Genomic DNA, 12,606 nt, shown 5'->3' with positions numbered 1-12,606 from the left:
CGCGGTCTGGGTCATCCGGACATCCCCAACTCCTACTCGCATCTCCCACCCATGAGGTAGTACGCCATGACGCAGCCGCCGAACCAGCCCCCGCAGGGAGGCTTCGGAGCCCCACAGGATCCCCAGCAGGGAGCTCCCCAGCAGCCCCAGCCGCCGCAGATGCCGCCCGCCCCGCAGGGCCCGCCGCAGACGCCGCCGCCGGCGGCACCTCCCGGCGCCCCGGCCCCCGGTTACGGCTACCCTCAGCAGCCCCCGGCCCAGCCCGGCTACGGCTACCCGCAACAGCCTCCCGGCCAGCCGGGCCCGTACAGCCAGCCGCCGGGGCCGTACAACCAGCCGGCCGGACCGTACAACCAGCCCGGCCCCTACGGCGGTTACCCGACGCAGCCGCAGTACCCGGGCGCGCCGGCCCCGGGGGGCGGCGGCGCGGGCGGCTTCTTCAAGGGCAGGACGGGGATCATCGTGGCCGCGTCGGCCGCCGCGCTGCTCGTCGTCGGCGGTGGCACCTGGTTCGCCCTGAGCGGCGACGACAAGAAGGACGACAAGCCGAGCGTCAGCAAGTCCAGCGACGACCCGAAGCCGACCGGTTCCGCCACCGTCGACCAGGGCGACGGTGAGGGCACTGGGCGCGAGGGCAACGACGACCTCAACGCCGGGCGCAAGGACGGCGAGGCCAAGGTCCTCTTCCTGACGAAGAACGACACCGACCTGCCCCGCAACGGCGCCGACGTCTTCGGCCCGTGGGTGACCGGCGACACGGTCGTCAAGGCCATGTACCGGGAGGTCGCCGGCTACTCGGTGACCGACGGCACGAAGAAGTGGAGCGTTCCGCTGCCCGCCGAGGTGTGCTCGGCGGCGGTGCAGCCCTCCGCCGACGGCAAGATCGTCGTCGGGGTGATGAACGGCCTCACCGACAAGGCCAAGTGCAACGACCTGCAGATGATCGACATGAAGACCGGCAAGGCCGGCTGGAAGAAGGAGATCCCCAAGCCGTCCGGCATCTTCGCCTCGCTCGCCGACTACACCCTGTCCATCTCCGGCAAGACCCTCGCGGTCGGCGGCGGCAGCAACTCGTACGGCTTCGACCTGGCCACCGGCAAGCAGCTCTTCGGCAAGCCCAAGAGCGGCTGCGAGCCGTTCGCGTTCGCCGGGGGGCCCAAGCTGATCGCCGGTGCCCGCTGCGACTCCGACCCGGAGAAGCCCAAGCACCAGATCCAGCAGATCGACCCGGCCACCGGCAAGCCCCAGTGGACGTACAACACGCCGGAGGGCTGGGAGGTCAGCAAGGTCTACTCCGTCAGCCCGCTGGTCGTCTCCATCACCCAGCGTGAGCCGGAGAAGAAGTGGTCGATCATCGCGCTCACCGACAACGGCAAGCTGCGTTCGCAGATCGCGGGCGGCAAGAACGACAAGTTCCAGCCGCGCTGCGGCGGCGCGTTCGTGATCTTCGGGGAGAACCTGGAGGGCTGCACCGGTGTCGCCGCCGACGCGAAGCACTTCTACATGGCCACGGAGACCGAGTACGGCAAGGCCAACGAACTCGTCGCCTTCGACCTGGACACCGGCAAGGAGGCATGGCGCGCGCCCGCGGGCGGTGAGCGCAAGATGACGCCGCTGCGCATGGAGGGCGGCAACGTCCTCGTCTACATGCAGCCCTCGTACGACGCCGGCGGCGGGGTGGCCACCGTCGCACCGACCGGCGGTGCGCCGAAGACGCTGCTCCAGCACCCGGCCTCGACCGCCGAGATCGAGAACTCCTTCTATTCGCCGCAGATGGCGTTCGCCGACGGGCGGTTCTTCATCGCCAGCGGTCGTGTGAGCGCGTCCAACGACAAGGAGGAGAAGGAGACGAAGACCATGATGGGCTTCGGTCAGTGACCGTCTCCTCCGCCGCCGCAGGACCCACCTTCCTTTCCCCAGAGGTAACCACGCCATGACGCAGCCGCCACCACCGAACCAGCCGCCCGGCCCGCCGCCGGGGCAGCCGCCGAACCAGCCTCCGAACCAGCCTCCGGGCAGTGGCTACGGGCTCTCGAAGGACCAGCCCCAGCAGCCGGCCGGCGGGTACGGCACCCCGCCGCCCCCGCAGAACCAGCCGCCCGGCTACCCGCAGACGCCTCCGCAGGCGCCCCAGGCCCAGCCACCGGCCGGGCCCGGCTACGGGTACCCGCAGACCGCGCCGCAGAGCCCGCCGCCGGGCGCGCCCTACGGCTATCCGCAGCAGGGCGCGCCCGGCCAGCCGGCCTACAGCGCTCCGACCCAGCCGATGCAGGCGCAGCCGGCCCGGGCGGAGGGCGGCGGCGGTTTCCTGAACAAGACGCAGCTGCAGATCGTCGTCGCCGCGTGCCTCGCCATCGTTCTGATCATCGGTGGCGGCTTCTGGTACTCCGCCACCAAGGACGACGGCGGCAAGCAGGACCAGGCCAAGAACAGCTCGGACGGCACGGGCGGCAAGGAAGGGGAGAGCAAGGGTGGGGAGGAGCAGGCCGCCCCCGACGGCCCGGGCACGGAGAAGGCCCCCGCCGACCCGGCGTCCAAGGTCGCCTTCCAGCTGCCGCTGCCGCCGCGCATAGATGTGACCGGCGTGCCCGGCTCCTGGGTCACCGACAGGGCGTATGTCAAGACCGGTGTGAACACCATCGACGCGTACGACGCCGCCAAGGGCTCGAAGCTCTGGAGCCTGCCGCTGCCCGGCCAGGTCTGTGCCGCCTCCCGCCGGACCACGGAGGACGACAAGACGGCGGTCGTCTTCGAGGCCAAGAAGCGGGCCAAGAGCGACAAGGGCTACCCGCCGTGCTCCGAGGTCGGCGTCGTCGACCTCGCCACCGGCAAGCTGCTGTGGAGCAAGTCCGTCACCGGCGGCTCCAGCGGTGACGGCAAGGCCCGCTTCGACCAGGTCACCATCAGCGGCAACACGGTGGCCGCGGGCTACGTCGGCGGCAGCGCCGCCTTCGACCTGACCACCGGCGCCGTCCGCTGGAAGCCGACCGTCGACGCCGAGCAGTGCAAGGACATCGGCTACGGCGGCGGCAAGGCGCTCATCGCGGTGCGCCGCTGCGGTTCGTACGACGACCCGCAGGTGACCATCCAGGCGCTCAACCCCGAGGACGGCACTCCGCTCTCCTCGTTCAAGATGCCCGAGGGCGTCGAGGACGCACGGGTCGTCTCCTCGGACCCGCTGGTCGTCGCGGCCGACGTCGGCGACACGGGGATGTTCGGCATCTCGGACTTCTTCTCGATCGACGTCAAGACCGGAAAGCTGCGGGCCAGGATCGCCGCGCCGGGCGACAAGTACCTCGCCAGGTGCTCGGCCAGCGACGGCGTCGAGGGCTGCCAGTTCGTGGTCGTCGGCAACGACCGGCTCTACCTGCCGACGGAGGAGCACGAGGGCACCGGAGAGTCGTACTCGCGCACCAACGAGATCGTCGCCTTCGACCTCGCCACCGGAAAGGCCGTCCCCGGCCGCGCCGACGCCGGTGACGGCTACCACTCGCTGCCGCTGCGCATGGACGGCGGCAACATCATCGCCTACAAGTGGCCCCCGTACGACAAGGGCGGCCAGGTCGTCAGCATCAACGGCGCCACCCTCAAGGAGACCGTCCTGCTGGTGAACCCGTCCGACAAGACGGTGCGGGACGCGGAGACGAGCTTCGTCGAGACCGGCTCCGAGTACCACTTCAGGAACGGGCGTCTGTTCATCGCGGACGACACCCTGAGCGAGCCCGACAAGGACAGCACCAGCTCGTCGAAGTACCTGGCGATCTCCTTCGGCCCCAAGGGCTGACGGCCCCGCCACAGGCAGCACACCGCGGCCCGGTCCATCGCTTCGGCGAGGGACCGGGCCGTTGCCGTTGCTGCTTCCCCTGCTGCTTCCGTTGCCGTGCCGTTCGCTCCCGCGTTGTACAGCAAGTGGGCCTGTTTGGTGAGGAATTCGGCATTCTGGGGGGCTTCTGTGGAGTTAGGGGCGCGCAGCGTCGAACAAGCGTGTAGCTTGCCGGGACTGACGGGGTATCGGGGAGGGCCAGGGGGCCGACTCCAGCGGGACGGGGGTTGCTCTATGGGCGTTCGGCTCATGGTGGTCGACGACCACAGACTGCTCGCCGAGGCGCTCGCCTCCGCGCTGAAACTGCGCGGCCACCGGGTGCTCGCGGCGGCGGCGCCCGCGGCCGGAGCGGCCGAGCTGGTGATCGCCAGGTCTCCCGAGGTGTGCCTGCTGGGCACGGCGACGCCCGCGGAGCCCGGCGCCTTCGACCCGGTCGTACGGATCAAGCGGGAGCGGCCGCAGGTGGCGGTGGTGGTGCTCGGCCCGGTGCCCAGCCCCCGGGGGATAGCCGCGGCGTTCGCCGCCGGCGCGTCCGGGTACGTGCGGCACGACGAGCGCATCGAAGGCGTCGAGCGGGCGTTGGTGAAGGCGCGGGCGGGTGAGGCGGTGGTGGCGCCGCAGCTGCTGCAGGGCGCCTTCGAGGAGCTGCTCAACCCGGCCGCCCAGCCGGACGACGAGGGCCGGCGGCTGCTGCGGCTGCTGACGCCGCGCGAGGTCGAGGTTCTGGTGCGGGTCGCCGAGGGCGAGGACACCCGGCTGATCGCCGTCGGCATGGGTATCGCGCCGAGCACGGCCCGTACGCATGTGCAGCGGGTGCTGATGAAGCTGGGTGTGGGCTCCCGGCTGGAGGCGGCGGCGCTGGCCGCCCGGACCGGCCTGCTCGACCGGGCGGCGTACGGGACGCGGCCCGGATCGGCATAGCAACGGCCCGCGGAGAAGGCCGCCCGGCATGGCAACGGCCCGGCATGGCAACGGCCCGGCATGGCAACGGCCCGGCGGAGATGGCGGCCCGGCTCTCTGACGGACGGGCGCAGCAGCGGCCGGGTGCGCAAGCGGTTCCGTGGCCCCCTCGCATTGACTCCATCTGTTGCCTTGTGCTTTCTTGTGTTCGGTTCTGTTGGAATGGGAGTGGTTGAGGGAGCTCCGTGTGAAGAAGACGTCGACCCGGCTCGCCGACGGCAGGGAGCTGCTCTACTACGACTCGCGCGACGACGCCGTGCGCGACGCAGTCGACCGCCGCCCCCTCGACGCCGTCGCCACCACCGCCGAGATCAGGCGCGACGTGCTGCTGGGCGACTCCGTCGCGATCGCCTCGCACCGCCAGACCCGCACGTACCACCCGCCGGCCGACGAATGCCCGCTCTGCCCCTCGCGCGACGGCCGGCTCAGCGAGATCCCGGCCGACGACTACGACGTAGCCGTCTTCGAGAACCGCTTCCCCTCCCTGGCCGGCGACGCGGGCCGCTGCGAGGTCGTCTGCTTCACCCCCGACCACGACGCCTCCTTCGCCGACCTCACGGAGGCGCAGGCCGGCCTCGTCCTCGAGGCGTGGACGGACCGCACCGCGGAGCTCGCCGGACTGCCCCAGGTCGAGCAGGTCTTCTGCTTCGAGAACCGCGGCGCGGAGATCGGCGTCACCCTCGGGCACCCGCACGGGCAGATCTACGGCTATCCGTTCGTGACTCCGCGCACCGCACTGATGCTCCGCTCCCTCGCCGCCCACCACGCCGAGACCGGCCGAAACCTCTTCGACGACATCGTCGCCCGCGAGCGCGAGGAGGGCACACGAGTGGTGCTGGAGGGCGAGCACTGGATCGCCTTCGTGCCGTACGCGGCGCACTGGCCGTACGAGGTGCACCTCCACCCCAAGCGCCGGGTGCCCGACCTCAGGGGCCTCGACGACGCGGCGCGCACAGAGTTCCCACAGATCTATCTGGAACTGTTGAGGCGCTTCGACCGGATCTTCGGCCCCGGTGAACCGCCCACGCCCTACATCGCCGCATGGCACCAGGCGCCGTTCACCGGCGAGGGCAGGGACGCCTTCGGTCTCCATCTCGAGCTTTTCACCATCCGCCGCACTGCCGGAAAGCTGAAATTCCTCGCGGGTTCCGAATCCGGTATGAGTGTGTTCATCAACGATGTGCCGCCGGAGGCCGCGGCGCGGCGACTGCGAGAGGTAGCGAGCTAAGTGGGCAACAAGTACCTGGTCACCGGCGGTGCGGGATACGTCGGCAGTGTGGTGGCGCAGCATCTGCTGGAGGCCGGTCACCGGGTGACCGTGCTGGACGACCTCTCCACCGGCTTCCGGGAAGGAGTCCCGGCGGGCGCCGAGTTCATAGAGGGCCGCATCCAGGACGCCGCCAGGTGGCTGGACGCCTCGTACGACGGCGTGCTGCACTTCGCCGCCTTCTCACAGGTCGGCGAGTCGGTCGCGAAGCCGGAGGAGTACTGGGCCAACAACGTCGGCGGCACGATGGAACTGCTCGCCGCCATGCGCTCCGCCGGTGTGCGCACGCTCGTCTTCTCCTCCACCGCCGCCACCTACGGCGAGCCCGTCTCCACCCCGATCACCGAGTCCGACCCCACCGCGCCCACCAGCCCCTACGGCGCCTCCAAGCTCGCCGTCGACCACATGATCTCCGGTGAGGCGGCGGCCCACGGGCTCGCGGCGGTGTCCCTGCGGTACTTCAACGTCGCGGGCGCCTACGGCGACTGCGGCGAGCGCCACGACCCCGAGTCTCACCTGATCCCCCTGGTCCTCCAGGTCGCCCTCGGCCGGCGCGAGTCGATCTCAGTCTACGGCGGCGACTACCCGACCCCGGACGGCACCTGTGTACGCGACTACATCCACGTCGCCGACCTGGCGGAGGCCCATCTCCTCGCGCTGGACGCCGCCACGGCGGGCGAGCACCTGATCTGCAACCTCGGCAACGGCAACGGCTTCTCGGTGCGGGAGGTCATCGAGACCGTCCGTTCGGTCACCGGCCACCCGGTGCCCGAGGTGGTCGCGGAGCGCCGGGGTGGCGACCCCGCCGTACTGGTCGCCTCCGCGGCGACGGCCCAGGAACGCCTGGGCTGGAAGCCGAGCCGTGCCGACCTGGCCGGCATCGTGTCGGACGCCTGGGCATTCGCCCGCAGGAGGGAGAACGGGTCATGAGTTCCAAGGGCGAGGGTGTGTGGGCGGCACCGGGCAGGGTGAATCTGATCGGTGAACACACCGACTACAACGACGGCTTCGTGATGCCCTTCGCGCTGCCGCACACCACGGTGGCGACCGTCGCCCGCCGCGACGACGGCGTCCTGCGGCTGTCCTCCGCGGACATGGAGGGCGGCCCGGTCGAACAGCGTGTCGACGACCTCGCCCCCGGCGGTCCCGGCGGCTGGACCGACTACCCGGCGGGTGTCGTGTGGGCGCTGCGCGACGCCGGTCACCGGGTCGGCGGCGCGGACATCCACTACGAGTCGACCGTACCCACCGGCGCGGGTCTCTCCTCCTCCGCGGCGATCGAGGTCGTCACCGCCCTCGCCCTCAACGATCTGTACGAACTGGGCCTGGAGCGGTGGCGCATGGCCCGTCTGTGCCAGCGCGCGGAGAACGTCTACGTCGGTGCCCCGACCGGGATCATGGACCAGACGGCCGCCGCCTGCTGCACCGAGGGCCACGCCCTGTACCTGGACACCCGTGACCTCTCCCAGCGGCAGATCCCCTTCGACCTGGCGGCGCACGGCCTGGAACTCCTCGTCGTCGACACCCGCGTCAAGCACGCCCACAGCGACGGCGAGTACGGCAAGCGGCGCGCCGGCTGCGAGGCGGGGGCGGCGGCGCTCGGCGTGGACGCGCTGCGGGACGTGCCGTACGACGCGCTGGACGAGGCCCTCGCCCGGATCGACGACCCCGAGGTACGGCCCCTGGTGCGGCACATCGTGACCGAGAACCACCGGGTGGAGCGGGTGATCGCGCACCTGGAGGCGGGTGACGTCCGGGCCATCGGGCCCGTACTCACCGAGGGGCACGCCTCGCTGCGGGACGACTTCCGGATCTCCTGCCCGGAGCTGGACCTCGTCGTCGACACGGCACTGGCGGCCGGTGCGCCGGGCGCGCGGATGACGGGCGGCGGCTTCGGCGGCTCGGCGATCGTGCTGACGGAGACGTCCGAGGCGCCGACCGTGACCAAGTCGGTGCTGGCGGCGTTCGAGGCGTCCTCGCTCCAGCCGCCGCGGGTCTTCACCGCGACACCGTCGGAGGGTGCGCGCCGGCTGTCGTGAGGCGCCAGGGCTCGGTGCGCGCGGCCGGCGTGAGGCACCGACGGCTGCCGTGAGGCGCCGCTCTTCGCCCCAGTCGGCACAGGGGTCACACCAGGCACACCGCCCGCGATCAGTTCTGCGAATCACCTTCCAGGGCCGCCCCGCGTCCGTACTCTGAACCACAGCACCGGTGGGGGCCGGTGTTGATCAGGGGGCGAAACAGCCGGGTACGGCGCCCGGGGCGCGGGTATCAGTCACAGCACGGCGGCGGCCGGGCGATGTGCTGGACCCTCGGTCTCCCGGGCGGCGTGCCCGTGCCGGCTGTCCTCCGAGACTGGGGGTGTCCTGTGGTCCGTATCCGGGTCCTGGTCGTCGACGACCACCGGATCTTCGCCGAGTCGCTCGCCGCGGCCCTCGCGGCGGAGCCCGATGTCGAGGTCGCCGCGGCCGGCAGTGGCCCTGCGGCGCTGCGCTGCCTGGAGCGCGCCGCGGCGGAGAGCCGCAGATTCGACGTGATGCTGGTCGACGCCGACCTGGGTGCCGCCGCCGCGGTGCCGCCGCCCCGTTCCGTGGCGGTGGCCCGTGCGGTGCCCGACGGCGCGGCGGACGGGTTCGTCGACGGCATCTCGCTGGTCGCGGGCGTCCGTTCGCTCCAGCCCGCGCTGCGCTCGGTTGTCCTCGCGCAGAAGGACGACGCCCGCCGGGCGGCGCTCGCCCTCCAGGCGGGGGCCTGCGGCTGGGTGGCCAAGGACTGCTCGCTGCAGCGCCTGCTCGCGGTGGTCCGCGGGGTGCTGCGCGACGAGACGCACATCGCGCCGGCTCTGCTGACCGGCGTGCTGCGCGAGATGACGGCGGCCCGCAAGCACCGCACCGAGAGCGAACGGCTGGTGGAGTCGCTGACGCCGCGTGAGCAGGAGGTGCTGCGCTGCATGGTCGCGGGCCTGGGGCGAAAAGCCGTCGCCGAGCGCCTCTTCCTGTCCCCGCACACCGTCCGGACGCACATGCAGAACGTGCTGGGCAAGCTGGGGGTCCACTCCACCCTCGCCGCCGTCGCCCTGGCCCGCCGGGCCGGTGTGGGGCCCGCCGACCTAACCGGGGATGTTGTCGAACGGGGCGGTCAGCTGGCGTAGCAGCGCGGCCAGTTCCGCGCGCTGGGTGCGGGAGAGTTCGGAGAGGATCGCGCGCTCCTGGGCGAGCAGTCCGGCCAGCGCCTGGTCCGCGCGGTCGCGGCCCTCGGGGGTCAGGCGGACCAGGACCCCGCGCCGGTCACTGGGGTCCGGCAGCCGCTCGACCAGGTTCTTCTTGGCGAGGCGGTCGATGCGGTTGGTCATCGTGCCGGAAGTGACCAGCGTCTGGGTGAGCAGCTGGCCGGGGGAGAGCTGGTACGGCGCCCCGGCGCGGCGCAGCGAGGTGAGCACGTCGAACTCCCACGGCTCGAGCTGGTGCTCGGAGAAGGCGATGCGCCGGGCGCGGTCGAGATGGCGGGCGAGTCTGGAGACGCGGCTGAGCACCTCGAGCGGTTCCACGTCGAGGTCCGGGCGCTCACGGCGCCATGCTGCGACCAGTCGATCGACCTCGTCCTCCATAGCGATCAGTGTAGAGGGTCTGTCGACATGAAGTCTCTTGACGTCAAGATATAGTCTCCTGGACTATTGGGCATGGTCGGCCCGGAGCACGTTCCTTTTCGGCTGTCCGTTCCTGCGAGGGGGACTCGAAACATGTATTCCGCGCCCACTTGGGACCCAGAGCAGTACCTGCGCCATGCCGGGCACCGCACCCGTCCCTTCCTGGACATGCTCGCCCGTATAACCACGCTGCCCTCCGGCAGCCGCCCCGCCCGGATCGCCGACCTCGGCTGCGGCCCCGGCAACGTCACCGCCCTGCTCGCCGACCGCTGGCCCGACGCGCACATCACCGGCTTCGACCTCTCGCCGGAGATGCTCGCCCAGGCGGAGAAGGAGTACGCCGGGACCACCCCGGGCGGCGGCTGGCTGGACTTCCGGCCCGCCGACGCCGCGCACTGGACCCCGGAGGAGCCGTACGACCTCATCGTCTCCAACGCCGCCCTCCAGTGGGTACCGAACCATCCCGAGTCGTTCGCCGTCTGGATCGACGGACTCGTCCCCGGCGGCACCCTCGCCTTCCAGGTCCCCGGCAACTTCACCTCACCCAGCCACGCCCTCCTCGGCGAGCTGTGCGAGACCCCGCAGTGGCGCGACCGCCTCGGCGACCACGGCCGGCGCTACGTCCACATCCTGGAACCCGCCGACTACCTCGGCCGCCTCGCCGACCTCGGCTGCGACGCCGACACCTGGGAGACCACCTACCTCCAGCTCCTCGCGGGCGAGGACCCCGTGCTGGAGTGGGTCAAGGGCACCGCCCTGCGGCCCGTCCTCACGGAGCTCGCCGACGACCCGGAAGCCCGGGCGGAGTTCCTCGGCCAGTACCGGGACCTGCTCCGCAAGGCGTACCCGCCGGGTCCGCACGGCACGGTGTTCCCCTTCCGGCGGATCTTCGCCGTCGCCCGCAAGATGTCGTGACGCCACGCCGCCCGTGATGCCGCCGCGCGGTGCCGTGACGCCGCGCCGCCCGCAGGGCGGCGTGACACCGCGCCCGTGACGACGGGAAAGCGCCCCGCAGCCCGCGGGGCGCCTCACGTGTATCCGGCTCCTGCGGCGGCGCTAGTTCTTGCGGTGGCCTATGAGCCGCGGCTTCTGTTCCATGCCGTCGAGCCCGTGCCACGCCAGATTCACCAGATGGGCCGCGACCTCCGCCTTCTTCGGGCGGCGCGTCTCCAGCCACCACTGGCCCGTCAGCGCCACCATGCCGACCAGCGCCTGCGCGTACAACGGAGCGAGCTTGGGGTCGAAGCCCCGGTTCTTGAACTCCATGCCCAGGATGTCCTCGACCTGGGTGGCGATGTCGCTGATCAGGGACGCGAACGTGCCCGTCGACTGGGCGACCGGCGAATCGCGCACGAGGATGCGGAAACCGTCCGTGTACGTCTCGATGTAGTCCAGCAGGGCGAAGGCCGCCTGTTCCAGGAGCTCACGCGGATGCCCTGCCGTCAGCGCCCCCGTCACCATGTCGAGCAGCTGCCGCATCTCACGGTCCACGACGACCGCGTACAGCCCCTCCTTGCCACCGAAGTGCTCGTACACGACCGGCTTGGACACCCCGGCCTTGGCCGCGATCTCCTCGACGGACGTGCCCTCGAAGCCCTTCTCCGCGAAGAGCGCGCGGCCGATGTCCAACAGCTGCTCACGGCGCTCGGCGCCGGTCATGCGGACACGGCGGCCACGCCTGCCGCCGGGCGCCCTCGTCTTGTCCGGACTGCCGATACTTCCGTCACTCGCCACGACGTCAATCATGCCGTCTTCGCGGCATCACTCTCGCGGCGGGTTTCACCGGACCCGGCGTCGGAGCCGGAAGCGGACCCGTCACCGGACCCGGTGCGCCGGGCGTCGATACGGGACTGCTGCGGCCAGCGCACGTCGTACGCCCAGCCCGCCTTCTCGAACCAGCGGATCAGCCGCGCGCTGGAGTCGAGCTGCCCGCGCAGCACACCGTGCCGGGCGCTCGTCGGGTCGGCGTGGTGCAGGTTGTGCCACGACTCGCCGCACGACAGCACCGCCAGCCACCACACGTTCCCCGAGCGGTCCCGCGACTTGAACGGGCGCTTGCCCACCGCGTGGCAGATCGAGTTGATCGACCAGGTCACATGGTGCAGCAGCGCCACGCGGACCAGCGAACCCCAGAAGAACGCCGTGAACGCGCCCCACCACGACATGGTCACCAGACCGCCGACCAGCGGCGGGATCGCCAGCGACAGCGCCGTCCAGTAGATGAAGTCCCGGGAGATCCGGCGGATCGCCGGGTCCTTGATCAGATCCGGCGCGTATTTGTGCTGCGGCGTCTGCTCCTCGTCGAACATCCAGCCGATGTGCGCCCACCACAGGCCCTTCATCAGCGCGGGCACCGTCTCGCCGAACCGCCACGGCGAGTGCGGGTCGCCCTCCGCGTCGGAGAACTTGTGGTGCTTGCGGTGGTCGGCCACCCAGCGCACCAGCGGCCCCTCGACCGCCAGCGAGCCCATGATCGCCAGTGCGATGCGCAGCGGCCGCTTCGCCTTGAACGAACCGTGCGTGAAGTAGCGGTGGAAACCGATCGTGATGCCGTGGCAACCGATGTAGTACATGGCCACCAGCAGCCCGATGTCGAGCCAGCTCACCCCCCATCCCCAGGCCAGCGGCACCGCCGCGAGCAGGGCCAGGAACGGCACCGTGATGAACAGCAGCAGCGTGATCTGCTCGATCGACCGTTTGTTGTCACCGCCCATGGTCGCGGAGGGCACGGTGGAATACGGGGTCTTCGTGGCATCGTCCAGCCGATCGGGACTTGTGGTCATGTGGGTTCCCTGGGGGTGGGGAGAGAGGGGACGGACGCCTGGCTACGGTTGCGTAACCTACGGCAACGTAAGTATGGCAGTGCCGAGCAGCGCGGCAAGAGACCTGCGGACAACGCCGAGGGAACGGACA

The 12,606-nt window shown here is 71.2% G+C and carries 11 protein-coding genes; 8 read left to right on the top strand and 3 right to left on the bottom strand.

The features are described from left to right. The first annotated feature begins 66 nt into the window (after nt 1-66). From OGH68_RS14540 to OGH68_RS14510, 7 genes are all read left to right on the top strand, one after another. Nucleotides 67-1,878: a PQQ-like beta-propeller repeat protein gene (locus OGH68_RS14540; RefSeq protein WP_264244193.1), complete on the top strand. Its 1,812-nt coding sequence runs from the start codon at nt 67-69 to the stop codon at nt 1,876-1,878. A 55-nt stretch (nt 1,879-1,933) separates the two neighbouring features. Beyond that, on the top strand, nt 1,934-3,784 hold the full coding sequence (locus tag OGH68_RS14535; RefSeq protein ID WP_264244191.1) for a PQQ-binding-like beta-propeller repeat protein: 1,851 nt from the start codon (nt 1,934-1,936) through the stop codon (nt 3,782-3,784). A gap of 273 nt (nt 3,785-4,057) precedes the next feature. Further along, nucleotides 4,058-4,744 (top strand): response regulator transcription factor, encoded by a 687-nt coding sequence (locus OGH68_RS14530; protein WP_264244188.1) that lies wholly within the window; start codon nt 4,058-4,060, stop codon nt 4,742-4,744. A 226-nt stretch (nt 4,745-4,970) separates the two neighbouring features. Next, the gene (gene galT / locus OGH68_RS14525) at nt 4,971-6,011 is read left to right on the top strand and encodes a galactose-1-phosphate uridylyltransferase (protein WP_264244186.1); all 1,041 of its coding nucleotides are present in this window, start codon (nt 4,971-4,973) and stop codon (nt 6,009-6,011) included. Further along, nucleotides 6,012-6,980 (top strand): UDP-glucose 4-epimerase GalE, encoded by a 969-nt coding sequence (gene galE / locus OGH68_RS14520; RefSeq protein WP_264244184.1) that lies wholly within the window; start codon nt 6,012-6,014, stop codon nt 6,978-6,980. Beyond that, entirely contained in the window at nt 6,977-8,089 is a 1,113-nt protein-coding gene (gene galK, locus OGH68_RS14515; protein ID WP_264244181.1) for a galactokinase, read from the top strand. The genes galE and galK overlap by 4 nt, the downstream gene beginning before the upstream one ends. A 326-nt stretch (nt 8,090-8,415) precedes the next feature. Further along, a complete protein-coding gene (locus OGH68_RS14510; protein ID WP_264244178.1) occupies nt 8,416-9,198 on the top strand; it encodes a response regulator transcription factor in 783 nt (260 codons plus the stop codon). On the opposite strand, the gene OGH68_RS14505 is transcribed toward OGH68_RS14510, so the two are convergent. After that, complete coding sequence (locus OGH68_RS14505) at nt 9,157-9,654, bottom strand: MarR family winged helix-turn-helix transcriptional regulator (RefSeq protein ID WP_264244175.1); 498 nt, start codon at nt 9,652-9,654, stop codon at nt 9,157-9,159. The two genes, OGH68_RS14510 and OGH68_RS14505, sit on opposite strands and share 42 nt — an antisense overlap. Before the next feature lie 132 nt (nt 9,655-9,786). Here OGH68_RS14505 and OGH68_RS14500 point away from each other — a divergent pair, with 132 nt between their 5' ends. Beyond that, on the top strand, nt 9,787-10,608 hold the full coding sequence (locus OGH68_RS14500; RefSeq protein WP_264244173.1) for a trans-aconitate 2-methyltransferase: 822 nt from the start codon (nt 9,787-9,789) through the stop codon (nt 10,606-10,608). A gap of 141 nt (nt 10,609-10,749) precedes the next feature. Here the strand turns inward: OGH68_RS14500 and OGH68_RS14495 are convergent, their stop codons facing one another. Together OGH68_RS14495 and OGH68_RS14490 are read right to left on the bottom strand one after the other, a co-directional pair. After that, entirely contained in the window at nt 10,750-11,436 is a 687-nt protein-coding gene (locus tag OGH68_RS14495) for a TetR family transcriptional regulator (protein ID WP_413471111.1), read from the bottom strand. Continuing rightward, complete coding sequence (locus tag OGH68_RS14490) at nt 11,436-12,476, bottom strand: acyl-CoA desaturase (RefSeq protein ID WP_264244170.1); 1,041 nt, start codon at nt 12,474-12,476, stop codon at nt 11,436-11,438. Before OGH68_RS14490 ends, OGH68_RS14495 begins: the two co-directional genes overlap by 1 nt. Nucleotides 12,477-12,606: the final 130 nt, after the last annotated feature.

Origin of the sequence: Streptomyces peucetius, assembly GCF_025854275.1 — a bacterium.
GTDB lineage: Bacteria > Actinomycetota > Actinomycetes > Streptomycetales > Streptomycetaceae > Streptomyces > Streptomyces peucetius_A.
The sequence above is the reverse complement of the archived record's forward strand: the minus strand, read 5'-3'. Positions and strand labels throughout refer to the sequence as shown.

What these genes read in the sequence shown, in the direction of transcription:
- OGH68_RS14540 (WP_264244193.1), top strand. Translation starts at nt 67, where the DNA reads ATGACGCAGCCGCCGAACCAGCCCCCGCAGGGAGGCTTCGGAGCCCCA.
- OGH68_RS14535 (WP_264244191.1), top strand. Translation starts at nt 1,934, where the DNA reads ATGACGCAGCCGCCACCACCGAACCAGCCGCCCGGCCCGCCGCCGGGG.
- OGH68_RS14530 (WP_264244188.1), top strand. Translation starts at nt 4,058, where the DNA reads ATGGGCGTTCGGCTCATGGTGGTCGACGACCACAGACTGCTCGCCGAG.
- galK (WP_264244181.1), top strand. Translation starts at nt 6,977, where the DNA reads ATGAGTTCCAAGGGCGAGGGTGTGTGGGCGGCACCGGGCAGGGTGAAT.
- OGH68_RS14505 (WP_264244175.1), bottom strand. Translation starts at nt 9,654, where the DNA reads ATGGAGGACGAGGTCGATCGACTGGTCGCAGCATGGCGCCGTGAGCGC.
- OGH68_RS14500 (WP_264244173.1), top strand. Translation starts at nt 9,787, where the DNA reads ATGTATTCCGCGCCCACTTGGGACCCAGAGCAGTACCTGCGCCATGCC.
- OGH68_RS14490 (WP_264244170.1), bottom strand. Translation starts at nt 12,476, where the DNA reads ATGACCACAAGTCCCGATCGGCTGGACGATGCCACGAAGACCCCGTAT.